This window comes from Aeribacillus sp. FSL K6-2848, assembly GCF_038004325.1.
Taxonomy (GTDB): Bacteria; Bacillota; Bacilli; order Bacillales; family Aeribacillaceae; genus Aeribacillus; species Aeribacillus composti.
Genome location: NZ_JBBOQQ010000001.1, coordinates 1,904,012 through 1,928,851, shown reverse-complemented (window position 1 = coordinate 1,928,851; position 24,840 = coordinate 1,904,012). Strand labels below are relative to the sequence as shown.

Below are 24,840 nucleotides of genomic sequence, written 5' to 3'. Positions count from 1 at the left end.
ACCAAGTAACGGGATAAATCAAGTAATTTTATATATGAAATCTGTACAAATAGTAAACAAAATGAATTTAAAGGGTGTATAGACAGATGAAGCTATTATTTGAGATTGAAGAATATGAGGATACAAAAGATGCTCCTTTTGAGCTATCCTTTTATTTCTACAAAAGATTATATATGTATATTGTTGAAAAGGGACAAAAACAACATTCCGTGATGGTCTTTTATTAGATATCGGAGATTACTTGATCAAATTCAGTAATGAAAAATAGTTCAAGGGACCGTAGAAGCTATGAGAATGCTTTAAAATATCACATTAAAAAAATCCCAAAATCGTCTGTTTATTGATTGTTGTATTATGATTCAAGCAAACAAAAAGTACTGGATTGTCATTTCACGGACTTTGTTAAAGCTTTTATAAAGGAATACCAAGATATATAGACGACATTTTAAAGCAGGATGAAAATGCGTATGATGATAAAATTTTTGTTATGATGGCAGATCTAATCAAGAAGTTACATAGTATTTGTTGTTAAAATGAAATTTGAATGTACTTACTTCTGTCATAAAATAGAGTTTGTCTATTAGTTCCCAAAAAAGCTAAAGAAGCTGACGTGCTTATTTGAAAAGATGAAAAGTATACTGTTCAATGAACGATGTTTGGGCAGATTGACTTAAGGGGCTGTCCAATAGTTGATTTCACGGTATTGGATCCCCCTTTTCATGTTCAGTAATGCTGATATATCAGCATTTCTTGATTATTGAATTCCAATGGATGTATCCTTTTGGGACAATCCCCTGATTTTATTTTGCACTGATATGCATGGCATTTTTCATACATAATTCAGGCAGCTGCTCTTTTTTAATAACAAGACCGAGTATTTACAAACAAATTTCTTCCCATCCAGCCTCTCCTCTCATATAAAAAATGCACGTCTTCAAAAAATCATCCGTTTTTAATTGGTGAAAAACCGCTTTAAGGAGCTCCCCTCTTCCATCTAAAAAAAGACGCGCTTCTTTTAGTTCACCCTTTTTCAAATTGCTTCATATAGTATTCTGGACGATTGAATGAAAAGGAGGATTTTGTTGTCTTGAGTGAATCGTATATTAATGAATTAAAAAAATGGTGTGATGATCTTTATGGAAACATCATTTCAGAACACCCTTTTGCAAGCGAATTCGAGGAAAAAATAATCCGTTTCAAAACAGAGCTGGACAAAGCCGAGTCCCTTTCAGAAAGCGAACTTTATGAACAGGCGAATCAATTGTATGATGAATTCAGATCATTTATTGAAGGTGAAGATGACCGGTCTTTGGCTGTGCCGATAGGACAACATAAGCTCCCTCCTCTTCCCTATCGATACAATGCGCTTGAGCCGTATATTTCAGAAGAAATCATGAGGCTTCACCATTTGAAACACCATCAAAGCTATGTAGACGGTTTAAACAAGGCGGAAATCGAAATGGAAAAAGCACGGAGAACAGGAGATTTTTCATTGATTAAACATTGGGAACGGGAAGCAGCTTTCAATGGGGCAGGCCACTATTTGCATACAATTTTTTGGAATATCATGAACCCAAAAGGCGGGGGCGAGCCGAAAGGTGAATTAAAGGAAACGATCAAAAATTCATTCGGAAGCTTTCAAGCATTTAAAAAGCATTTCAGCGAAGCTGCAAAAGCAGTCGAAGGCGGAGGCTGGGCGATATTAGTATGGTCCCCCCGTTCAAGAAGATTGGAAATATTGCAGGCGGAAAAGCATCAAAACTTAAGCCAATGGGATGTCATTCCTCTTCTTGTATTAGATGTTTGGGAGCATGCATACTACTTGCAATATAAAAACGATCGGCAAAAATATATCGATAATTTTTGGAAAATCGTCAACTGGCCAGAAGTGGAACAAAGATTTCAAACTGCAAAAAAAGTCATTTGGAAGCCATATTGATAAGGCTATTCGAATCGTTTCATCACTTCCGGCAAAATGTCTGGAATATCGCCCGCAAGCATTGATCTTACACCTTTCGTTTTTACAAACAGATCTGCACATAAACCGTGTAAATAGACTGCATTTGCCACAGCTGCTTTTTTGTTCTCATAATAGGACAAAAAAGCAGCGATGATTCCCGTTAATGCATCTCCGCTCCCGCCTTTGCCCAAAGCAATGTTTCCAGTTGGATTGATCATTCCTGTTCCATCCGGAAATGCAATCACTGTATATTGGCCTTTTAAAACCACAATGACATTTTCTTCAACGGCAAATTTAGAAGCAGCTTCGATTCTGTTCTTTTGTATATAGCTGATCGGCTGATCGATTAAACGGCTAAATTCCCCCGGATGCGGTGTTAACACAATAGGATGTTGTCTATTTTTCGGATATGTGCGTTTTTGTAACGCACCGGCATCCAGCACAACAGGCCAATCGTTTTGTAAGATGGATTGAATGGCTGTTTCGGTCTCTTCTCCAGGAACGATACCTGGTCCAATTGCACATACTGACAGCTTTTCCGGGAATTCACCATCTCCTGCTTTTATGAGACCTTCAAAAAAATAAGTTGCTTCAGGAATTTGCCCGGCGATGGCCCCCGCTACAAAGGGTGTTGTGCCGATCACAAGCTTGCCAATTCCTGCCCTCATAGCTCCTTTCGCAGCAAGAAGCACACTTCCCGGCATTTCGTCGGAGCCAGCAATTAAATAGCCTGTTCCAAAAGTGCCTTTATGGGAAAAAGACGGATGGTTCGGCCATGTTTGCTTCACATCTTTTTCTGTCCAGACCTTCCATTTCCCTTCTTCCTTCAGGCCGATGGACACAACTTCCTTTTTTCCGTAAAAAGATGAAGAAGGCAGCAAAAAGGCTGATCGCTTATATCCGTGGATGCTGATGGTGACGTTTGCTTTAACCGCTATCGGCGCTTCTCCGGTGTCGGATAAAACTCCTGAAGGAACATCAACGGAAACGACAAAAGCGTTTTGTCCATTAATCCATTCAATGATGTTTTTCACATCATCTCTTAGCGGATGCCTTGCACCGACCCCCAGCAAAGCGTCAACGATGACTTGGTAATGATTTTGTTCATATTCGGCTGTTTCGAGAAAACCGCTGTTTTTATAAAAAGCGAAATGATGCTTCGCTGCTTCACTTATCGGTGCCCCAAGCGGAAAAGAAAGATCGGCATGGTAGCCGTTTTGTTTTAAATATCTGGCCAAAACAATTCCATCTCCGCCGTTGTTGCCTTTACCGGACAATATTAAAATCCGATCATCTTTTTTTACGTACGAAACAAGCTTTTGAAATAAAGAGCGCCCGGCGTTTTCCATCAACACAATAGAAGAAAGGCCATTTTTTTCTGCCAGATTGTCAATGTTGCGAATATCCTCTTCAGTATAAACGAACACGAACAACACCTCCTCTCAAAAAGGAAAGAAAAAATAAAGGGATGATTAGCTATTTTGCTTCTTCAAAATATTCTTTGTAAAACCCGCCTACTTTTCCGGAATTGTCGATAATAAAATAATACTCTTCCGTTTCGTTCAAGACATCATAAGTTTGTCCAGGTGTCAATACATTATTTACCATATACTTTTTTGCATTTGTATGTAAACATACAACTTTTTTATTTGCTTTTTTGTTTTTCCATGATAGATGATTCATGTTTGCCACTCCTTCATTCGTTCGTTTTCATATGAAAAGAAGAACGCGGAATGCGTTCTTCCTTCATTAGTGATTTACCCTTCCAGCAAGAGCTGCTCTGGATCCTCCAACAGCTTTTTGACAGTTGCCAAGAAGCTGACAGCTTCTTTTCCGTCAATAATACGGTGGTCATATGATAAAGCAATATACATCATCGGACGGTTTTCAATGCGCTCTTCGTCAATCGCAACTGGGCGAAGCTGGATTTTATGCATCCCTAAAATACCGACTTGAGGTCCATTTAAAATCGGTGTTGACAACAAAGATCCGAAAATACCGCCGTTAGTTATCGTAAATGTTCCTCCTTGCAGATCCGAAAGCGCAAGTTTATTTGCTCTCGCTTTTGCTGCAAGATCGGCAATTTCTTGCTCGATTTGAGCAAATGTTAAGCGATCTGCATCTCTTACAACAGGAACAACCAAACCTTCATCTGTAGAAACAGCTACTCCAATATCATAATATTTTTTCAACACAATTTCATCGCCTTGAATTTCCGCATTCAGTAGAGGGAATTTTTTCAAGGCTGCGACAACTGCTTTTGTAAAGAAGGACATAAAGCCTAAACGAACATCATGCTCCTCAAAAAATTGATCTTTTCTCCGTTTGCGGATGTTCATAACTGCTGTCATATCCACTTCATTAAAGGTTGTCAGCATAGCTGCTGTATTTTGAACTTCTTTTAGACGTTTGGCAATGGTTTGTCTTCTGCGGGACATTCTGATCCGTTCCACAGGCTTCTGATCTGCAACCGTTGCCTTTTGTGTTTCTTGCGGTTCTGGTTTTGGTTTATTAGGGGCTTTTTCTTCCGCTTTTGGCGCTTCATAATATGCAATATCTTGTTTGCGAACACGACCGAGCGGATCAGCCGTCGGCACGGCCGATAAGTCGATTCCTTTTTCACGTGCAAGCTTTCTTGCTGCAGGTGTTGCGATTGGGCGCGGTTTGCCTGCAGACTGTTCTTCCGATTCCACTTGAACTGTTTGCTCCTCTAGATTTTGCTCTGGAGCGGCTTCTACTTTTTGTTCTGGTTGAGGGCTGCTTGCCTGTGGAGCTTCACTTGCGCCTTCATCGATGATTCCGATGACTTCGCCAACTTCGACAACATCGCCCTCATTTTTAAATACTTCTTTTAAAACACCGGCATGTTCAGCAGTAATTTCAACATTGACCTTATCGGTTTCCAGCTCAAGAATGTATTCGCCTTTTTCAATTTTATCGCCAGGTTTTTTCAACCATTGAGAAATTGTACCTTCTAAAATGGATTCTGCTAGTTCTGGAACTTTAATTTCAGCCATTTTTTAAATTTCCTCCTCATTCATTCCATGTAAGCGCTTCTGTTATGATTCGGCTCTGCTCTTTTTTGTGAATTGTCGGGTCTCCTTCTGCAGGGCTTGACCGTCTTGGACGTCCAATATATTTAACAGCGAGCTTATCACCCACAATAGATTTTAATTGCGGATATGTGAAAATCCACGATCCCATATTCTTCGGCTCTTCTTGCACCCAGACGATTTCCTGCAAGTTAGGGTATCTTTCTATAATCTCTTTAATTTCTTCTTCAGGGAACGGATAAATTTCCTCCACCCGTACAATATGAAGAAAATCTTTTTGATCTAATTTTTGCAGACCATTCGCCAATTCTATCGATATTTTGCCAGTGCACAAAATTAAACGTTTTACTTTTTCTTTATTTTGACCTAAACCAGGCTGCTCAATAACCGGTTGAAATTGACCTTCAGTCAGCTCTGTAACGTCGGAAACCGTATTTGGATTACGCAGCAAGCTTTTTGGCGTCATAATGATGAGCGGACGCACTTCTTCTTTTGTTAAAATCGCTGCTTGTCTTCTTAGCAAATGAAAATATTGAGCAGCAGTCGTTACATTTGCCACCGTCCAATTGTTTTCTGCAGCAAGGGTCAAGTACCGTTCCAAACGCCCGCTGGAATGTTCCGGTCCCTGGCCTTCATATCCATGCGGCAGCAACATGACGAGTCCAGATTTTTGTCCCCATTTTGCCCTGCCGGCTGAAATAAATTGATCGAATATGACTTGTGCAACGTTTGCAAAATCACCGAATTGTGCTTCCCAAATAACAAGCGTTTCCGGAGAAAATACGTTATATCCGTATTCAAATCCCAATACAGAAACTTCAGACAACGGGCTGTTATGAATCGCAAACGATGCTTGAACATCCGACAAACGATGCAGCGGCGAGAAGGTTTTGCCTGTTTTCACATCGTGCAAGACTAAATGTCTATGAGCAAAAGTCCCGCGTTCCGAATCTTGTCCAGTAATTCTAAGCGGAGTTCCATCTCTCAAGATTGTCGCAAAAGCGAACGCTTCTGCAAGCGACCAATCTACTTTTCTTTCTTCTTCATATACTTTTGCCCTGCGTTCTAGAATTTTTTGCAATTTATTAAAAACGGTGAATCCTTCTGGGAACGTAATTAATTCCTTGTTAATTTTGTCAAGGACATCCACCGGCACAGTCGTGTCGATTTTGGGCAGACCATGGCTGACCGTTTCTGGAATATGAATTTCCTCTTCTTGGTGTTCGTTTTTTGGAACTTTATCGTATGCTTTTTTCAGCCGATCCTGCACTTCTTGTTCAAACTTTCTTGCGTCTTCTAAGGAAATAATTCCATCGCTTTCAAGCTGTTTAGCATATAATTTGCAAATTGTTTCATGTTTCTTAATTTTTTCATAAAGCAACGGATTTGTCGCCATCGGCTCATCCATTTCGTTATGCCCGTAACGGCGGTATCCGATTAAATCAATTAAGAAATCTTTATGGAATTTATTGCGATACAAAATGGCAATATAAACAGCTGCCAAACATGCTTCTGGATCATCCGCATTCACATGAACGATCGGAATTTCGAAGCCCTTGGCTAGGTCGCTGGCATATTTTGTTGATCGAGAATCATGGCTTTCCGTCGTAAATCCGATCATATTATTGGCGATAATGTGGATTGTTCCTCCGGTTTTGTAACCGTTTAACTGACTAAGGTTAAGAGTCTCTGCCACGACTCCCTCGCCAGGGAATGCTGCATCGCCGTGAATCAGCACAGCCATGGATTTGTGAATATCTTGTTCAGGATATCCGCGCACATTACGATTATCTTGGGCTGCACGTGTATACCCTTCCACAATCGGATCCACAAACTCTAGATGGCTAGGGTTGTTCGCTAGCGTGAGCCGTGCACGAACAACATTATGATCTTTAATTTTTCTGTCCGCACCTAAATGATATTTCACATCTCCGGTCCAGCCGTAGTTGATTCCGATTGAACCTTCAGACGGAACCAATTCTTTGTTCGGTGCATGCTGGAACTCAGAGAAAATAAGCTCAAATGGCTTTCCTAACACATGAGCCAACACGCTTAGTCGGCCCCGATGCGCCATTCCGATGTTTATATTTGTCGTTCCGCTTTTCACAGCTTCAGAAATCAGCTCATCAAGCATCGGAACGAGCATATCAACACCTTCAATGGAGAATCTCTTTTGGCCGACAAATGTTTTATGGAGAAAAGATTCAAATCCTTCAACTTCTGTTAATCGCTTCAAAAGAGAAATGCGTTTCTCTTTTGAAAGTGTTTTGAAAATTTTCCCAGATTCCACCATTTCGTTGAGCCATTCATGCTCTTCAAAATTGTGGACATGTTGAAATTCAAATGCAATCGATTTTGAATAAACATCTTTTAAATATTGGATCGCTTCGTACCCGTTGTGTACATGATCAGGAGTATACGGACTCAACAATTTGGCCGGTATTTCAATTAAGTCCTCTTTCGTCAGACCGTATCTTGATTCATTCAAAACATCTTCTTCGTTATGTTTTATCCCCATAGGATAAATAGAAGCATCCAAATGTCCAAATGTCCGAATATCCTCTGCAAACCTTACAGCAGCTGCTACTTTTTGCAGCTTTTCAAACGTATAAGACAAATTTCTGCTTACAGTGGATGAGGAGTTTACATAAGATTGTTCAGTTAGAGCCTCAGGAGCCCCCCAAGCATCAAACATGTTTCTTAATTCTTCATCAACAGAATTCGGATCTTCTAAATATTGTTCATATAAGTCCATGACATACCCTAAATTAGGTCCGTGAAAATCACGCCATGCGATTTTTAAATTTGACGAAGTTTCTTCCATTTTCTTAAAAACCCCCAATGATCACTAATCATTAGAATTCTTCTGCTTTGTTTCCCCACAAAAAATTTTTTTAAATTCTCATCACCATCCCACAAGAAGCAAGCTATATTTTTTTAAATAACCGCTTCCACCGCTATTTTAACACTATTCATCAGATTGACCAATAGTATTTACTTAAAAATTAGCATCTTTATATAATAATTTTCTTGATTTTTTGAATACATGTTGTATTCTGCCATGTTTTGGCGGTTTATTCGATTGTTTTTTGCAGCAATTTTTTCAAAAGCGGGAACAAGACGTCCGGGAGTTCTGTGATATTTTGCACCATGATGCTGTGTTTTCCATAAATCGTTTTCATTACCTTTCTTTTGCTTTCTTCAACTGCTCCGGCGGATAAAAATATGTTCAGCACCTCTATACCGTGCTTTCGAGCATTCATTACGGCTTCATGTGTATCGACAATTCCGTTTTGATCATATCCGTAGGCAGCAGGCTCACCGTCTGAAAAAACAAGAAGAAATTTTTGCTTCTCTTTTCTTGCAAGCAGTTCGTTTGTCATATGCCGGATCGCAAAACCGTCGCGGTTATCTTCTTCAGGCAAAAGCTGCATGATTTCTGGTCCTGAGCTGGAGCTAAGTGAAGTTTCGAAGTTGATTACTTTTTTGAAATAGTTCGGCTGGTTGTTTTCTGTACTGTTTGCCGAGTCTTCCCAAAAACCGACAATTTGATGTGGAACCCGAACGGACTTTAACGTTTCATGAAACAAAATGATGCCTCGTTTTGTTTCTTCCATTTTGTCGTGCATGGATGCAGAGCAGTCGACGAGCAGTGTAAACACCCCGTCAAGATCATTCGCAGGATTCCTTTTTTTGAAAAAAAGCTTCGGGTTTTCATCCGTCCATAGACGCAACAGCTTTTTATTCAATCTGCCGAAATGTTCATCTTGTTTTGGATATGTCTTTTTATGTTCAAGCGTTTTTTGAATGATTCGCTGCAAACGTTTTTTGTACACGATCAATTGCTGCAATTCCTTTTCATACGCAGATTTTTCTGCTTCCTTTGGCATGTTTGCCGTCAGGAAATATGCTTTTGCATGCTTGTTTTCCTTCCCGAGTTGTTGTTGTATTTCTTGCTCTGCTTCTTTTTGCAGCTTTTCATCAGCATTTACTTCGTCATAATAATTGTTTTGAGTCTGTCTAGCTGAACCTTCTACAATCACAAGCGCCTGATCTCCCGTCTCAGTTTGCCTTGCATGTTCATCTATTAAATTCGTTTGCGTTCCTTGTTCTAAATCAAATTGCAAAAAGCTTTTCGTCGGTGTGGATGTTTCACGATGCCATACGGCCATTTTTTCATCATGAAGATCTTCATCACCCTTTTTTACATTATCCAGTGCATCCTGATTTTGAAGCCGGTCTTTTCGTTTCATGTCGTCAAAAGTCAAGGTATGAAGATCTTTTTCCGATAAATCAGGCAAAATGAAATAAGTATGGATCAAATCTTTTTTCAACACTTCATCCAACAGCCTCATCGTTTTCAGGACAATATCGGAAACTTCTTTCGTGCTATTTGCATCGTATACGTTCATCACTTGTTCCTTCACGAAAGGCAGCAGTTCATCTATTTGGACGCTTATTTCTGGTACATTCAAAACAGGTGATGTGGCCGTAGCCATTTCATACAGGGCCGCAAAGAGCGCATCGGTTGCAAATCCCCGATCAAGGCTTGCTTTCAGCTGATCACGGTAATATTTTTTATAAATATTCAGCCGCTTGCGGAAATAGCGCTTTGTCCCGGGACGATCGCGTTTAACCAGTTCTTCAATCCGCACATCTTCAAGCAGCATCAACAGCTGTTTTGCAAATTTTTGATGATGTAATGTCCGAACGAGATCATGAAATGCAGCAATTTGATGAAAATCCGTATAATAATAGCTGCCAATTGCGCGCAAATAAATGTCTGATTTAAATCCTGCAAGCTTGTCTTCTTCCGCACGATCGTTCCAAAAATGGCTAATATAAATTTTTTGTTCTGCTGGATGAAAGTAAGACTGAACGGCAAAAGCGATATCGATATCTCTTCGTTTTGTCAATGTTTGCGCTAAATCGGACAGCTCCATCATTAACATTGAATCTATGATTTCATCATTAAATTTTATATAATGCATCGGATTTCCCTCACTCAAAAACGGTTTCTGCAATGTTCATGATCGCTCTTTTTTCCAGCTCATCATCCAATTTTGCTGCAATGGCCCGTTCAATTGCTCTTAAAGGGGGCAAATAAACCGACAAATCGCAGGCATCGATCAAAGCCCGGATGGAAGCTGCTTCTTCCGAAACCTTCCCGATTTTTACTTGTGTAATAATGTCGCTAGATAATGTGAGAAACTTTTCTATCAGCTTTTCATCTTTTAAAGAAGACTGCTCAGTGAGCACTTGTTTTAACTTTTCATTTTGTACATATGGAACATCAATCACGACGAATCGGTTTTTCAACGCTTCGTTTAACGGAACCGTCCCTACATACCCTTCGTTAATAGCTGCGATGACACCAAATCCCTCTTTCGCCGCCACAACCTCTTGTGTAAATGGATTCGTGATCCGCCTCCGGTAATCTAGCACCCCATTTAAAATTGGCAATGTCTCAGGTTTCGCCATATTGATTTCATCTATATATAAAAAATGCCCTTTTTTCATCGCCTGAATAACAGGTCCTTCGACAAACTCAATGACTGTTTGATTGCTGGAATTGACAATCGTTTTATATCCAAGCAATGCTTCGGCATCAAGATCAACTGAACAGTTAATGCTGTGCATCGGCTGAGAAAAAAATGATGACAGCGTTTCAGCAAATTTCGTTTTCCCAGCACCGGTCGGTCCTTTTAACAAAACATTTTTTCCAAGGGCCAATGCCACCAGCGCATCATACAAAATGACTGGATCGTCAGACAAAAAACCGCCTTGTCCAATTAATCTTTGATCTTGATCAGAATGCACCCGCTTTTTGCGAGATTCAATTACATTTATTATTTCTTTTGGCAAATGAAGCTCTAAAGACATCATAAAAATTTCCTTTCTAATCATCACGTTCTTTTTTATATTGTTTCACTACATAACTATATCATATCCTTTTTTAACACATTAATTTTTAAGATTCTTTTGAATTTAAAATATTATAATTTTTACAGACAGCACAAACCATAGACGTGGTTTGTACTACTGGGATTGTCCAGAAAGTCAAAATCCATCAAATCATAAGCATGAATATATCAACGTTTTAAAAAAAGTTAAAGGGGCGTCTATAAGCCCAAAAATCGACTTATTAGACAGCCCCTATAAATCAATAAATTATATAGAAATTTATTTATATTGAACCCAACTTTCGCATACCAGTAGCTTAGTTAAAATTTTATATATATAGATCTTGTAATTCAAATGTATCATTTAACATTTTGGCAACATTAAGAAAGACACCTATTTTCAGACCGTCGAAAAACGGTCCAAGCTACATATCCATGCAGATGTTAACATGTCAAGTTACATATATTGGGAGGAATGGATTCAATCCAATCGTTTTCTATCTTACCAAATGAAAGACGCCTTTCCGCCATTCCCCCATCTCTGGATGTTGGGAGCTCTGAACAGACAATCTTAATTATCGGAATAAAAAGAGCAAATCATTTGATGGAAAAAAGATGAAGCTTTCCCTTTAACTGATGAATGCCGCTCCGTATCAAGAAAGAGCGGCTTTTCTGATTGGACCATCATTCGTTTACACTTGTCCTGCACCATACGAGCGTTTTCGTCGTTGTGATGGCATACAAAATCCGTTGAACACCGAACGTGCAGATTTTGGATACTAATGCGTCTTTTCAAGCGGCTTTTTAGTCTAATTCACATTCATCGAGAGGAACGACCTTTGTCTTTTTCACGATTTTATAGCCAAACCAAACTGCTAAAAACAATGGCAATCCAATGTAAGAAACGAGAATACCGTACCAGTCGATTGATTCTCCCATGAAGGCCCTGTAGTTCTGTCCCAAAATGACGACCGCGCAAAGTACCAGAGCGAACAGCGGTCCGAATGGAAACCATTTTGCTTTGTAAGGAAGATCACGGAGATCTCTCCCTTGCGCAACATACGCTTTGCGGAAACGATAGTGACTGATTGCAATGCCAAGCCATGCAATGAACCCCGACATACCAGAAGCATTTAATAACCATACATAGACGATCCCATCCCCAAAAAACGAAGCCAAGAAAGCAAGTGTTCCTAATGAAGCAGTAACCAGTAATGCATTAACAGGGACTCCCCGGCGATTCAACTTAGCCAGAAATTTTGGCGCTTTCCCCTCTTTTGCTAGCCCCCAAAGCATCCGAGTAGACGCATACATACCAGAGTTTCCAGCTGATAAAACCGCTGTTAAAATGACAGCATTCATAACGGATGCTGCGAACGCAATGCCAGCTTTGTCAAAAACGAGAGTAAACGGGCTGACCGTAACATCGCTATTCGCTAGATTTTCATTCGTATATGGAATAAGAAGTCCGATTGCTAAAATAGCCAATATATAAAATAGCAAAATGCGCCAAAATACTTGCCGAATGGCGCGAGGAATGTTACGTTTCGGATCCTCGCTTTCACCTGCTGCAACTCCAAGCAGCTCTGTTCCTTGGAAAGAAAAACCCGCCGCCATAAAAATGCCGAGAGTCGCCATGAAACCACCATGGAATGGAGCGTCGCCGATGGTGAAGTTTTTAAATCCAACCGCTTCACCACCCATAATACCTACAATTATTAAAAAGCTGACAATAAGAAAAATAATGACTGTTACTACTTTAATGAGCGAAAACCAATATTCTGCTTCGCCAAATCCTTTAACGGATAAATAATTAAGCAGAAACATAATTACTAAGCATAAAGCGCTCCATAAAAGTGAAGGACTATCAGGAAACCAAAATTTCATAATTATAGTCACAGCAGAGAGCTCTGCGGCAATCGTAATGGCCCAGTTGTACCAGTAATTCCATCCTAGAGCAAATCCGAGCGCAGGATCGACAAACTTAGTTGCATACGTACTAAACGTTCCAGTAACTGGCATATAAGCTGCCATTTCTGCAAGACTGGTCATCAAAAAATACACCATTATACCAATTGCAATATACGCTACCAGCGCTCCGCCCGGCCCAGCAGTATGAATTGCTCCACCGCTGGCTAAAAACAATCCAGTGCCAATCGTCCCACCAAGAGAAATCATCGTTAAATGCCTTGTTTTTAGCTTGCGTCGAAGCTGGTTAGGCGAAGAATGGGCGGTCGTAGCTGTTTCCTTCTTTTTAATAACGCTTTCCATTGTTTTCATCGCTCCTTTTTTCTTTGTCATGGAAAGGAGCCGGGTGATAATCGAGTAGGAGTGGGTGACTAACCCCCGACCTCTCACACCACCGTACGTACCGTTCAGTATACGGCGGTTCAATTAAGATGACGCAGAAATTGATATCTTTCGAATAGACTTCTTAACCCTTGTCGACTCCAGTAGGAGTTGTCGAGGGTTTTGTGTAGAATGGGACTGCAGGCAATCCGACAGTATTTCTTGCGTATTACCCCACTCGAATGGCTTATGCGTTGGAACACTTAATCCTCTGAGTTTCCGAATTTTTGTTTTCGGCGTTTTCCACTCTTTCCATAAACACATTCGAAGTCTTCGTCTGATCCATTCGCCAAATTCTTTGAACTTACTTGGCGTATCTGCCAAGGCAAAATAGCCGCACCATCCCCTTGCGTTAAGCTAACTGCTCTTCTGCCTTTGCAGCTCGGGACTTTCACCCTAGAGATTACACCCATGCTGGGCGCACCAAAAAAGCCGCCGAAGGTGATTCGGCGGCAATACAAACATTACCCGTATCAACCCTTCCGTGAAGATAGCGCTCCACGGCTGCTTTTCTCCAGGCAAACCGTGACAGTGCTGCCCCTGTTCGGTGGCAACCCCAGTCCGCACATCCAGAGAAATGTGCGAACTTCGGCGGCTTTCCCTTTCCAGCGAAGTCTTCAATGTTCTCTGCATCTCGTTCGCAGTACTCATAAAAGCCGCAACCTCTACCTCATCGGGTGAATGAGGATGCTATTTATTTAATTCCATAGTGATTATAAAACAATTTTTGTGCAAAAACAATATCTATTTACACCTCGATTGAGACAAGATTTTTTCGTATAGAATTTTTTAAAATCCAACCATTGCTTTCAAGGGATGATCAATCGGTCTACCAGATGATTGTTGTAGATAGAAGACATGGTTTCTCGTGATGACTTCGATCTTTTGTTTAGAAATGATTTTAAATATGGTTCTTACGAAATTTTTTATGAAAACGAGTAAGGGTTGAAAACAAGTTTATATTTGTTATTTCGCAATAGTTATCACAATCGATAAAGTACCTGTTTCTCTAACAAAAATAATCCAGTTCGTCCGCAAGTCACTCGTTTTATTATTTGTAAGCGATTGATTTGACCCTCAAGCAGACCGATGTTTTAGGGGGAAGTAAAGCATTCCTTACAGCTTGGATATCACTTCTCAGCCTAAAAGCATAATAATAAAATGGTGTTGGGATCATTTCACCCTCCCTCTATAAACTTTAATTTTCTTCAAAATTCTCACGTTTTCTTTAAATTTCACTAACTTCCAATAGCTTCTTCACCTCATGTTAGTAGATATTAATTGAATATATTTACATGGTAGAGTCCGTCCCACCGAACAGATTTACAATATCTGTAATTTCCTGTATGACCGTGCTCCTAATCAATACCTATAGCACCTCCTTCAGATCAACAGAGTATGCCTTATTTTCTAAAAATTATTCCATATCATTTGCTGAATTCGTTGCAAAATATAAATTTTTATATACAATTGTATTTCTTGTCAATAATGTCGAAACATTTTTAACAACCCTAAATTTCATACATATACAAAATCTCCAGTAAGATGGATGTATCGGCAAATTAGACGATTCTATCATTCTTCCGATTAAAAAAGCAATCAGCCAACAAACGGCTGATTGCTTCATGTTTCTCATTCTCGCAAAATATAATTTTAAAAATAAGATCTGGCTCCTAAATATCGATCGTTCCAATATTTTTGGTTTAAATTCGATATTTGCACGCCACTTGATCCGGCATGAATGAAATCCCCATTTCCAAGATAGATTCCCATGTGGGAAGGACCTTCTTTATATGTTGAAAAATATACAAAGTCTCCGACATCTGGTGAACTTACTGGTTTCATCATGTTCCAATAACCGGCTGTACTTAACCGAGAAACGGATGTCACTTTGTTTAATACATAGTAAACAAATCCGCTGCAGTCAAAACCAGATGGCGTATTTCCGCCCCATCTGTACGGAACTCCAACTAATTTTTTGGCTTCTCGAATCATTACTAAAACTTTGCCGTTTTGAGTAGATGAATCAGAATTCGTTTTTGTACCGGAATTCACTTGACGTGCACTATCAGCTGAAGAGCCTGACAGCTTCAATACTTGGCCGGGGTAAATAACGTCAGATGAAAGGTTATTCGCAGCTTTTAATTGATTGACGGTTAATTTAAATTTCACAGCAATTTTCCATAGAGAGTCGCCTTTTTGGACGGTATATGTATTTTGTGAACTTGCTTTATTTGAAGTTTGTGAGGTTTGTTTGGGCGCCTGCACCTGTTCTTTGGCGCTAACCTTTTCGCTAGATACAGCTTGGCTGGATCCAGATAGTTTTAACACTTGGCCAGGATAAATTAAATCGCTGGTTAATCCGTTCAGCCTTTTTAATTCGCTGACAGACGTTCCGTTGTTTTTGGCAATGCCCCATAACGTATCACCTTTTTTCACTGTGTATGTCGAACCAGTTTGTTTAGGAGCCGCCTCTGTTTGATTATTAGTAGTTACTTTCGCTTTCGGAGAAGACGATGCTTCTGAAGGAATATTTAAAACCTGACCTATGTATATTGTATCGCTTGTAAGTCTATTTGCTTCTTTTAACTTTACAACAGTAGTATTATATCTTTGCGAGATTCCCCAAAGAGTATCCCCGGCTTCTACTCGAATCGTTTCAGCGGAAGCGACTCCTGCGAAAACCGAAGATCCAAGAACCGCGGATGTCGTTAATCCCAACACTTTTTTCTTCATACAGCCTTTCCTCCTCATATGAGACATCCTATGTTCGTTTATCGTACAATAAAATTTCTTACTTATTATATCGACAACTTTCTTCATATTTTACTATATTATAAGATAAAATTCATCATTTTTTCAAAAAAGAGGATGATAGACCTGTATTGTAAATATTTTCAAAGCAACCTATTCGATCGTTTATTTTTCATCATCAAATGGGTAAATCCAGAACGTTTCTTTATGAAAAAATTGTTGAAATTGAGGGAGGTCTTTTCCTCCTTCTTCTATTTTTTCTACGATGGAATAAGTTTGCGATCGATGAGCCTTCAATGCCTGTATTTTTATATCTGCAACTTCAGATATATCGATTTCTACATCCGGCTCGCCTATATGTTCAAATCGATCGTTTGAAAAAGCTATGCAATAAACGGTTGGACGCTCCTCCCTTTTCAAGCGTTTCACCGCACGAATAACCGCCTCGCCACAAGCGTTGTGATCTGGATGAACAGCATAACCAGGATAAAACGTGACAAGAAGGGTCGGTTTGACTTCCCGGATGATCTGTTCAAAGTGGTCTGCCAATTTTTCTTCATCTTCAAATTCCAACGTTTTATCCCGATAGCCGAGCATTCGTAAATCGTTTATATTTAAAATTTTTGCGACCTGCTCCAATTCTTTTTTTCGAATATCTTTTAATGTCTCCCTATTGGCGATTAAAGGCTTTCCCATGCTGCGCCCCATTTCGCCTAAAGTGCAGCAAGCATACGTGATAGGTACGTTTGCTTTCCGTTTTAAAGCGATCAGTCCTGCTGCTCCGAACGATTCATCGTCGGGATGAGGCAGGATCACTAATAACCTCTCTTCCATTTATTCCTCTCTCCTTTTTATGAAAATGGAGTTTCACTAATTTGTAATGCAATGGCAAGCTTTCCATCTCGATCGTGGCCGGCCATGAGCAGGCGATTTTGTTCATCAACGGTATAATCGGTAAGACCTTCAGCATACACCCAGCCTTCCTCTGTTTTTAATCCGACACGGTATGGTCCTGTTCCTTTTATTTTACCTTGTGAAAATGTAATTTTTGCATTTCGGACAAACGCGACAATAGTCATGCTGTTTTGATTGTGGTGTGAAGTATAAGCACCGGTTGTCGTTTCAAGATGAATATACACCTCTTTATGTAAAAAAGAATCAATGATTTTTTGAACCCTTATCGGATCAATCGGTTTCAAAGCTTCCACCTTCTTTATTTTGTTAAGATTTTCTCATACATCTCCATATGCTTGCTGATTAATTCAAGCTTCTCTTCCGGTGAAATGTCGGCTGCTATAATGCGTTTCAGCGCATCTAGTAATTTTTTATCTGGACTTTTTCTTACTCTAGGGTGAGTCATTTCATCGAGGAGTTCTTTTTTAATCGCCTCTTCCAACGTTTTTTTCTCATCTGACCCTACTGAAAGAGTTCGGTTTGACCAAAGTTTTCTGTATGCATGAAGAAGTTCGTTATCATTCACATTTATTCACCTCGAGGAACCTGCTTGCATGAGGTTACTTTGAGATTCTAGTCTTCCATATCGTTTTGAAAGAAGGTTCACTCATTGTAAAAATGATGATGCCTGTCCAAATGCAAACAAAGGTGATCAATTCTACAACAGTAAACGGCTCGTGGTAAAGAAAAACGCCGAGAAAAAAAGTGATCGTTGGCGCAATATATTGCAAGACTCCGAGAAAATACATCGGAATTTTAGGCGTACCTTTCGCAAACAGCAATAAAGGGATCGCCGTAATGACGCCTGTTCCCATTAGAAGAAAGTTGGTCGATGCATCCCATTCAAAAAAAACACTGCTTCCTAACGATTCTAAGTATAGCACATAAATGATTCCAATTGGAAACACAACAAACGTTTCAAGCGCCAGACCAAAAGCAGAATCTAATTTTATCACTTTTTTAGCCAGTCCATAAAACCCGAATGTACTCGCAAGAATAAACGATGTCCACGGGACATGGCCATAATGGACAGTTGATATGAGCACTCCGAAAGCCGCAAACAAAAACGCGGTCTGCTGCCCTTTGTTTAATTTTTCATGCAAAAAGATCATTCCTAATAGTACGCTCACCAATGGATTTATGTAATAACCAAGACTTGTCTCAAGTACACGGTCATGATTCACCGCCCAAATATAAACAAACCAATTGGCGCTGATTAAGAAGGATGAAAGAGCCAACGTTAACAAAATCTTGGGTGATTTAATGATTTTTGTGCACTCATATAAAAAATCAGCAAATCGTTTTTGGAACAAAAGCAACAGTAACACAAAAACAAAAGACCATATGATTCGATGAGCCAAAATTTCCTCAGATGACACATGGTCTAATACTTTCCAATAAATAGGGAATATCCCCCATAAAATATAAGATAGACTAATATACATGATTCCTGATCTCATGCTAGATCATCTTCCTTCCCATATCACACATTATATTCTGTTTCGATCGCTTTTTCCAAGAAATTGTTTTGAACGATCTTTCCGCAGCAGTCATATATTACAATGTAACAATTAGGGTCGAAGAGGGATGTGTGAGCAATGAATCTTTGGAAAAACATGAATGCCGGACATGTTGAACAATATATTCAGGAAGTAATGAAGCAAGCGTTTGGTTCACACTATACGGAGCAATTCCCATTCACCAGTCCTTTTCCTATTATGAATCATAAAGAAGCTCCTCCTTCACCTGAATTTTATGAGACAGATGAATTTATCTATATTAAACTTCCGATGAATGATGATTTAAAAAAAATGATAAAAATCCAGCATAACCAACATCATTTGCATCTTATGAATTATCCGGAAAAAAATCAACAAAAAAAATTTGTATTTCCTGCACCTGTGAAAAGAAAAGGGACAAAAGCCGTATTTTCTGACGGAATTCTTGAAATTAAATTCGTGAAATTAAAAGATCATCATTATACGGAAATTGATCTTTTCCCATCTGAGTAAAATGAGGCCGGTTTTGTTAACCAGCCTCCACTCATCCAATTTTTGTATGGATAAACACCGCACTGCCAAAAGGGATCTTCAACATATTCCTGAAACTGAAGATGAAATGCAGACAAATCCGATACCGCATTTTACTTTAATCCCTTTTCTTAACACCTATTCAAAAATATCGAAGCGAACGTTCGCCGCATTATATGAAAGCTCAACAAAAATGAAATGAAAATGGCAGAACGATAGGGAGGTCTATGATTATTAAATTTTTTAAAATAAAATGAAAAGTGGAGAAGGTAGGCAAGAATTTAAAAGCAAGATATTTGTCACTTGCCCTTTTTTATTTGCGATCACTTTACATATATTTGGATGCCTTAGTTGTATTAGCAATCATTCCCTCTTTCTTCATCGTATAGAAAAAATCAGTTAAGTAAAGATTTTGCAACAGGACTTTCCCTAAATAAAGTCCTTTCAATCTCAACAATATGCTTGAACAAATCTGAAAATAAAGAAGGCGGCCGGAAGACCAAGCCGCTGCTGTCAATTTTATTCCATCTTCGATTTCAATACTTCAATTGCTTTTTTCATTTGGGTATCATTTTTTTCAATTTTTTCTCTTACTAAATCCATCAGTTTGATTGTCGTATCTTGTGAGATTTTCCCCGTTTGTTTTAATTGATGGTCTCTTTGGAAAGCAACAACAGTATTTTTTAATGCTTTATCAAAATATCCATCCACATCTGTTTTATAGCCTAAAGCTTGAAGCATTTTCTCAGCTGTTTTCACTTCTGTTGAAACGTCGCCTTCCTGCAACGTTTTTTCCGGATTTAAATATGGTAAATGAGCATATTCAGGCAAAGTCACTTTATATTGAGGTTCTATTCCTTTTTCGTGAATCCATTTGCCTGAAGGTGTCAGCCATTTGGCAATCGTATATTTCATCGACGAACCGTCTTCAAACGTTTTAGCGCTTTGAACGGTTCCTTTTCCGAACGTTTTTTCTCCTACAATCGGAATTCCCTCCGATTCGTTCAAAGCCGCGGCCATAATTTCGGCTGCGCTGGCTGTTCCATTATCTGTGATGACTACGACCGGAACATCAACGATTGGTTGATTTTCCGCTTTATAAATATCCTTTGATCCGTCTTTTGCTTCAACTTGCAAAATCTTTTTGCCTTTGTCTACAAACATATTTGACATCGTTATGGCTTGGTCCATCAGTCCCCCAGGATTTTGTCTTAAATCGAGGACAATTCCTTTTACTTTTTTCTCCTTCAGCTCTGTCAATGCATCTGCCAATTCTTTTCCAGTGTTCTCGGAAAATTTTGTGATTTGTATTTTTCCAATTTTATTTTCTACTACTTCACTATAAACTGTTTCAATCGGAATCGTATCTCTTGTAATCGTAAAGGTCAGCGTGCCGACGCCATCCCGTTCAATTTCAAGGCTTACTTTCGTTCCTTTTTCGCCACGAATAAGAGATACCGCTTCATTCACAGACATTCCTTCAACACTTTTATTGTCAACTTTTAAAATTTTATCTCTCGGCTTCAACCCTGCTTTCTCGGCAGGCGAGCCTTTTATCGGTGAGACGATCATGATATAACCGTTCGTCTCTGTTACTTCTGCACCGATTCCTTCAAAGCTTGAAGATATATTTTCTTCAAATCCTTCTGATTCTTTCAAATCCATATATGACGTATACGGGTCGTCGAGAGATTCTACCATCCCTTTGACAGCACCTTCTACCAATTTTTCATCATCTATTTTTTTATAATATTCTTGCTTTAACGTATCATATGCTGAATAAAGCTTCTCAAAACTATCATTTTCTTTTTCAGATGCTGACGTAAAGTTGAGTAATGTGAGCGTAAAACCGCAAGTTATTATGACCGTCAGTACAATAGCGATGAAAAAATTTCGTTTTTTAATATACAACACAACTCCCCCTTTAATCCATCCATTTCATTATGTCCGACAATTACAATATCGTCAAACGATCTATGTGTTTCTGTCGGCAAAGAAATGGCAAGTCAAAACGTTAAATCAACGCTCTTTCATCCTTCATCTCTTGTTTATGAAAAAATCAATCCCGCTTCAGCGGGAGAGCTTCGGTTAAATTTTCTTTACTTTTTGGAAATATTCTTCAAGTGTTAAATTATTTTCATATATGACTTTTGCAGCTTTCTTTCCGACGTAGCGAATATGCCAAGGCTCATACTTATATTTTGTGATCGCTTCTTTCCCTTTCGGATAGCGGATAATATAGCCAAATTTATGGGCGTTTTGTTGAAGCCATTTTCCTTCCTTCGTTTCCCCAAATTTTTCAGTAATTTGAAAATCTACACTTTCACTCGTCACATCAATAGATAACCCTGTCTGATGCTCACTTTGACCAGGTTTTGCTACTGCTTGAACTGCTTTTTGCTCCCCTTTTTGTTTTTTTTCTGCTTCAAACAGCTCAACCTGCCGATCGTACGAACGAAAGCCTGAGGCTCCGAAAAGAATCACGCCGTCTTTTTTCGCAGCTAGAAAAAGCTGTTCAAGTGCCGCAGCTGCTTCCTTGCGCAAATAACGCTTCGGAACATCCGCGTCCCCGAATGAAAACTGTATGTTTGGCACTGTCAAATCATTTGGTTTATAGTCGACAGGAAGGAAAAAATCTTTATTGACAAGAACTAAAATATTGTCAGGATTTTGAATAACGGGTTGACCGTTAACCGTTTGTACGACATTAAAATATTGCTCCTCAAGCAAAAATTCCGGATCAATTTGTTCTGTTTGGACGGTTTTTTCCGTTGTTTGGACTAGTTCTTTGTTTTCTACTGTTTTTGCTTGCGGTTCATTCTCTTCAACATAGTCGCTTCCATGAAAAAAGGGAAGCTTATCAAATGGCATTGAGCATCCGGCAAGCATCAAAGCTGCAAGAATCGTGACTGCGATGATTTTATGCATAAAAATTCCCACCTTGTATAATCTCTCACTCCTATTTTAACACTTGTCCAAACAGAAGAAAAACGGTTCTTACATTATAACTTATCATAACGTTCAATAAAAGAAAGGAGCAGATGACGATCTTTCAAAAACTAAAACAAGAGAGTGGATGTAATAAATGGAGCTAAGCCGTTTCCTTCAATTTTTGTGAACATGTTTTAAAAAATAAAAAGCGGCATGACGCCGCACATGCCGTTTTATTCCTGTATAGCAGCTTCAAGAGCGATTTCAACCATTTCGTTAAAGGTCGATTCCCTTTCGGCAGCAGATGTTTCTTCCCCAGTCAGGACATGGTCGCTGACCGTTAAAACAGATAATGCTCTTCTGCCGAATTTCGCAGCAAGTGTATAAAGAGCAGCCGTTTCCATTTCAATTGCCAAAATTCCGTATTCAGCCCATTTTTCGTGCTCCGCTTGATCATTATAGAATAAATCCGTCGTGAACACGCTTCCGACTTTGACGTCGATTCCTTTTGATACTGCAGCATCATAAGCTTTTTTCAACAAATCAAAATTAGCGGTAGGCGCATAATCAACAGAGCCAAACGTTATGCGGTTCATTTGGGAATTCGTTGATGCGCTCATAGCTAAAATGCAGTCTCTGATGTGGACGTCTTTTTGAATGGAACCGCAGGAGCCAACGCGAATAAGCGTTTGCACATCGTACTCTTGCATGAGTTCATGAATGTAAATCGAAATCGATGGAACCCCCATTCCTGTTCCTTGGACAGAGATTCGCTTTCCTTTGTAAGTTCCGGTAAAACCGTACATTCCTCGAACTTTGTTGTAGCATACAGTATTTTCTAAAAAAGTTTCCGCAATATATTTGGCCCGAAGGGGATCACCGGGAAGCAATATTTTGTCAGCAATCTCATCTTTTTTCGCACCAATATGAATGCTCATGTTATCAAGCCCCTTCATTTAAAAATAATTGAAGTAATATTATCATAACATAGCAGATTTTTCATGAGAATCCGTGCAGCATATTTTGCATCCTCCAATCACCGGACGTGAATGCGGTGAATTTTTTTCCACCCGCCGGTCACTAATTTATAATACTTTGTTCCATTTTTTCCTTCATCAATAAAAACAATGTCTCCTGTCCAAATATAACGTCCGTTATAATCCGGAGGGATCGCTTCCGAAATATTAAATTTCCGAAAAATTTTTTTGAGCACTTCCTGATGATTTTTTGCACGGACAGTTAAGCGGTATACGGGTCGATACCCTTTTTTCTCCCCGATGTTTGGTGTTTGAAAGATGGTCACATCATAATCGGTCGATGGATTAGACAATTTAAGAAGATTCAGTGCCAACCTTGTCCCCTCCAAATACAATTTTCCAAACTTATTTGCTGTCAATGGAGGGAATTCCTGCTGCGAATGTCAACTACTTTTGTCGAACCTTTTCTGATATTGTCAAGATAAACATAAGCCAGCATAATCCAACCGCAAATCCCGCCAAAACATCTGTTAAATAGTGAACTCCCAAATAAATTCTGCTTAATCCAATCAACAGACATAAAATACTGGAAACGGCAAAAACGACCCACTTTCCTGTTTTTATGCGGGTGCTGATTAAATAAGCGATCAAACCGTAGACAGCTGTTGAATTCATCGTATGACCGCTTGGAAAACTGTAGCCGGAAATATCGGTCAGTCGATCAAAATCAGGGCGCTCTCTTTTCACCATTTCTTTTATCATTTCATTCATCCAACGAACTCCGTATAAATTTATGTAAAGAATAATGAACGTGATCCATTTTTTTCGAAATATATAATAAATACTTATGAAAATAGTGACAGGGAGAAGAATATGATATGAACCAATTTCTGTAAAAAAGAACATAATGGAAGTGAATGGATCATTTCGAACCCCTTCGATTGATTGAACAATTGTATCGTCAACATGGCGAACTGTCTCATTTTTAATCGCAAAGGAACTCGTTATCAAATAAAAAAGCAGGATGAAAAATATATATGTTTTATTCATCTAAGGCAGCGAAGATATGCCACTTTTTAGCGAAAGTGGGAAAGGTAATCGCTTTTTCCTCCCTTCGTTTCGTTGTATTTCTTAGTATAGTAAAAAATAGGAAAAACGCAAATCGTTTAAAACGTCTTATTCTTTTTATCGCTGATATTCGAAACAATTTTTGCTGAAACCTATGATAGAATGATAGTTGGGGAGGTGGTGGAAAACAGTGGATAAAAAAATACATCCATTCATACTATTAAATTTGTTGATCAATTCGATCGTGCTGGGGATGTTTGCTTATGACAAATACAGCGAACATAATATAGGTTATAGCATCACTTTTACAGTCTTATGTATTTTTTTGTTTTCTTAACTATTTATGGGTTCATGAACAATAGTAAAATTAACCGAGCAAAGCAATAAAAGAATGATGCTTCTTTTTGATGTTAAATAATAGTGATGGCCGCCTTTTTAATAAGGTGGAGGAGAATTTCCTTTGCGTGTTGTTGGTATTTTCTTATTCAAGTTAAGAAGTTTACTTAATTACGTTCGTTGCCGCGCATTGATAAATCCGTTCATTCATCTTTTCAAGAGAGTGTGTGAACTGGATACATTCCCTTCCGTCTTTATATACATAGAGAGCTTTGATTTTTAAGTTCTTCATCGCCATAAATTTTTGATAGCTGGCTTCTATTTCTGAGCAGCAAAAGCAGAGGGGTGACGATATGTGCTGCCCAACACCCCTTCCATTTTCGCAGCCTTAATGCGCCCTCTTCCTCCCATTTTGGGTTGGTCCGATTTTATCGCGGCCACAATAAATTTAGCTAGTTAAAAATGCCGCGTAATTTGACTGCACAGCTACTTTGACAGCTTTTCTAAACGGAATAGTCTTCTCCG

19 protein-coding genes, 1 pseudogene and 1 riboswitch are annotated in these 24,840 nt (G+C 39.1%); of the genes and pseudogenes, 2 read left to right on the top strand and 18 right to left on the bottom strand.

Translation table 11 applies throughout. The features are described from left to right. The first annotated feature begins 1,087 nt into the window (after positions 1-1,087). Positions 1,088-1,939 (top strand): superoxide dismutase, encoded by an 852-nt coding sequence (locus tag NSS70_RS09400; RefSeq protein WP_340881360.1) that lies wholly within the window; start codon positions 1,088-1,090, stop codon positions 1,937-1,939. A gap of 5 nt (positions 1,940-1,944) precedes the next feature. On the opposite strand, the gene NSS70_RS09395 is transcribed toward NSS70_RS09400, so the two are convergent. The 13 genes and pseudogenes from NSS70_RS09395 to rarD form a co-directional block, all read right to left on the bottom strand. Further along, on the bottom strand, positions 1,945-3,387 hold the full coding sequence (locus NSS70_RS09395) for an NAD(P)H-hydrate dehydratase (protein ID WP_340881359.1): 1,443 nt from the start codon (positions 3,385-3,387) through the stop codon (positions 1,945-1,947). 49 nt (positions 3,388-3,436) lie between these two features. Continuing rightward, complete coding sequence (locus tag NSS70_RS09390) at positions 3,437-3,643, bottom strand: DUF6501 family protein (RefSeq protein WP_063389709.1); 207 nt, start codon at positions 3,641-3,643, stop codon at positions 3,437-3,439. Between the two features lie 74 nt (positions 3,644-3,717). Next, positions 3,718-4,977 (bottom strand): 2-oxoglutarate dehydrogenase complex dihydrolipoyllysine-residue succinyltransferase, encoded by a 1,260-nt coding sequence (gene odhB / locus NSS70_RS09385; RefSeq protein ID WP_130157576.1) that lies wholly within the window; start codon positions 4,975-4,977, stop codon positions 3,718-3,720. Positions 4,978-4,993: 16 nt separating this feature from the next. Then, positions 4,994-7,837 carry a 2-oxoglutarate dehydrogenase E1 component gene (sucA, locus tag NSS70_RS09380; RefSeq protein ID WP_063389707.1) on the bottom strand — a complete coding sequence of 948 codons (2,844 nt, stop codon included), beginning with the start codon at positions 7,835-7,837 and terminating at the stop codon, positions 4,994-4,996. Positions 7,838-8,087: 250 nt separating this feature from the next. Next, entirely contained in the window at positions 8,088-10,004 is a 1,917-nt protein-coding gene (locus tag NSS70_RS09375; RefSeq protein WP_063389742.1) for a vWA domain-containing protein, read from the bottom strand. Between the two features lie 10 nt (positions 10,005-10,014). Next, positions 10,015-10,920 (bottom strand): AAA family ATPase, encoded by a 906-nt coding sequence (locus NSS70_RS09370; RefSeq protein ID WP_445290582.1) that lies wholly within the window; start codon positions 10,918-10,920, stop codon positions 10,015-10,017. 800 nt (positions 10,921-11,720) lie between these two features. Continuing rightward, positions 11,721-13,187: an amino acid permease gene (locus tag NSS70_RS09365; protein WP_130157596.1), complete on the bottom strand. Its 1,467-nt coding sequence runs from the start codon at positions 13,185-13,187 to the stop codon at positions 11,721-11,723. A 119-nt stretch (positions 13,188-13,306) separates the two neighbouring features. Continuing rightward, positions 13,307-13,610, bottom strand: a pseudogene (locus NSS70_RS09360) (group II intron maturase-specific domain-containing protein); the annotation flags it as partial. A gap of 138 nt (positions 13,611-13,748) precedes the next feature. Further along, a riboswitch (Lysine riboswitch) is annotated at positions 13,749-13,941 on the bottom strand. Positions 13,942-14,918: 977 nt separating this feature from the next. After that, the gene (locus tag NSS70_RS09355; protein WP_311067245.1) at positions 14,919-16,001 is read right to left on the bottom strand and encodes a C40 family peptidase; all 1,083 of its coding nucleotides are present in this window, start codon (positions 15,999-16,001) and stop codon (positions 14,919-14,921) included. Positions 16,002-16,184: 183 nt separating this feature from the next. Further along, positions 16,185-16,853: a bacillithiol biosynthesis deacetylase BshB2 gene (gene bshB2, locus NSS70_RS09350; RefSeq protein ID WP_340881358.1), complete on the bottom strand. Its 669-nt coding sequence runs from the start codon at positions 16,851-16,853 to the stop codon at positions 16,185-16,187. 17 nt (positions 16,854-16,870) lie between these two features. After that, positions 16,871-17,218, bottom strand: a complete 348-nt coding sequence (locus NSS70_RS09345; RefSeq protein WP_063389701.1) for a YojF family protein — start codon at positions 17,216-17,218, stop codon at positions 16,871-16,873. Between the two features lie 14 nt (positions 17,219-17,232). Beyond that, the gene (locus NSS70_RS09340) at positions 17,233-17,499 is read right to left on the bottom strand and encodes a hypothetical protein (RefSeq protein ID WP_063389700.1); all 267 of its coding nucleotides are present in this window, start codon (positions 17,497-17,499) and stop codon (positions 17,233-17,235) included. Between the two features lie 34 nt (positions 17,500-17,533). Continuing rightward, positions 17,534-18,433 (bottom strand): EamA family transporter RarD, encoded by a 900-nt coding sequence (rarD, locus tag NSS70_RS09335; protein ID WP_339195438.1) that lies wholly within the window; start codon positions 18,431-18,433, stop codon positions 17,534-17,536. Between the two features lie 138 nt (positions 18,434-18,571). Here rarD and NSS70_RS09330 point away from each other — a divergent pair, with 138 nt between their 5' ends. Continuing rightward, the gene (locus NSS70_RS09330; RefSeq protein ID WP_063389698.1) at positions 18,572-18,985 is read left to right on the top strand and encodes an Hsp20/alpha crystallin family protein; all 414 of its coding nucleotides are present in this window, start codon (positions 18,572-18,574) and stop codon (positions 18,983-18,985) included. 537 nt (positions 18,986-19,522) lie between these two features. Here the strand turns inward: NSS70_RS09330 and NSS70_RS09325 are convergent. The 5 genes from NSS70_RS09325 to NSS70_RS09305 all read right to left on the bottom strand — a co-directional run bounded on the left by NSS70_RS09325 (position 19,523) and on the right by NSS70_RS09305 (position 23,682). Further along, positions 19,523-20,908 carry a S41 family peptidase gene (locus NSS70_RS09325; RefSeq protein WP_066250343.1) on the bottom strand — a complete coding sequence of 462 codons (1,386 nt, stop codon included), beginning with the start codon at positions 20,906-20,908 and terminating at the stop codon, positions 19,523-19,525. A 183-nt stretch (positions 20,909-21,091) separates the two neighbouring features. After that, entirely contained in the window at positions 21,092-21,931 is an 840-nt protein-coding gene (locus NSS70_RS09320) for a M15 family metallopeptidase (RefSeq protein ID WP_063389695.1), read from the bottom strand. Between the two features lie 236 nt (positions 21,932-22,167). Then, positions 22,168-22,872, bottom strand: a complete 705-nt coding sequence (gene deoD / locus NSS70_RS09315) for a purine-nucleoside phosphorylase (RefSeq protein WP_130157585.1) — start codon at positions 22,870-22,872, stop codon at positions 22,168-22,170. Between the two features lie 98 nt (positions 22,873-22,970). Further along, a complete protein-coding gene (locus NSS70_RS09310) occupies positions 22,971-23,279 on the bottom strand; it encodes a YodL domain-containing protein (RefSeq protein ID WP_063389740.1) in 309 nt (102 codons plus the stop codon). A gap of 79 nt (positions 23,280-23,358) precedes the next feature. After that, positions 23,359-23,682 carry a phosphatase PAP2 family protein gene (locus tag NSS70_RS09305; protein ID WP_340881356.1) on the bottom strand — a complete coding sequence of 108 codons (324 nt, stop codon included), beginning with the start codon at positions 23,680-23,682 and terminating at the stop codon, positions 23,359-23,361. Positions 23,683-24,840 lie beyond the last annotated feature (1,158 nt).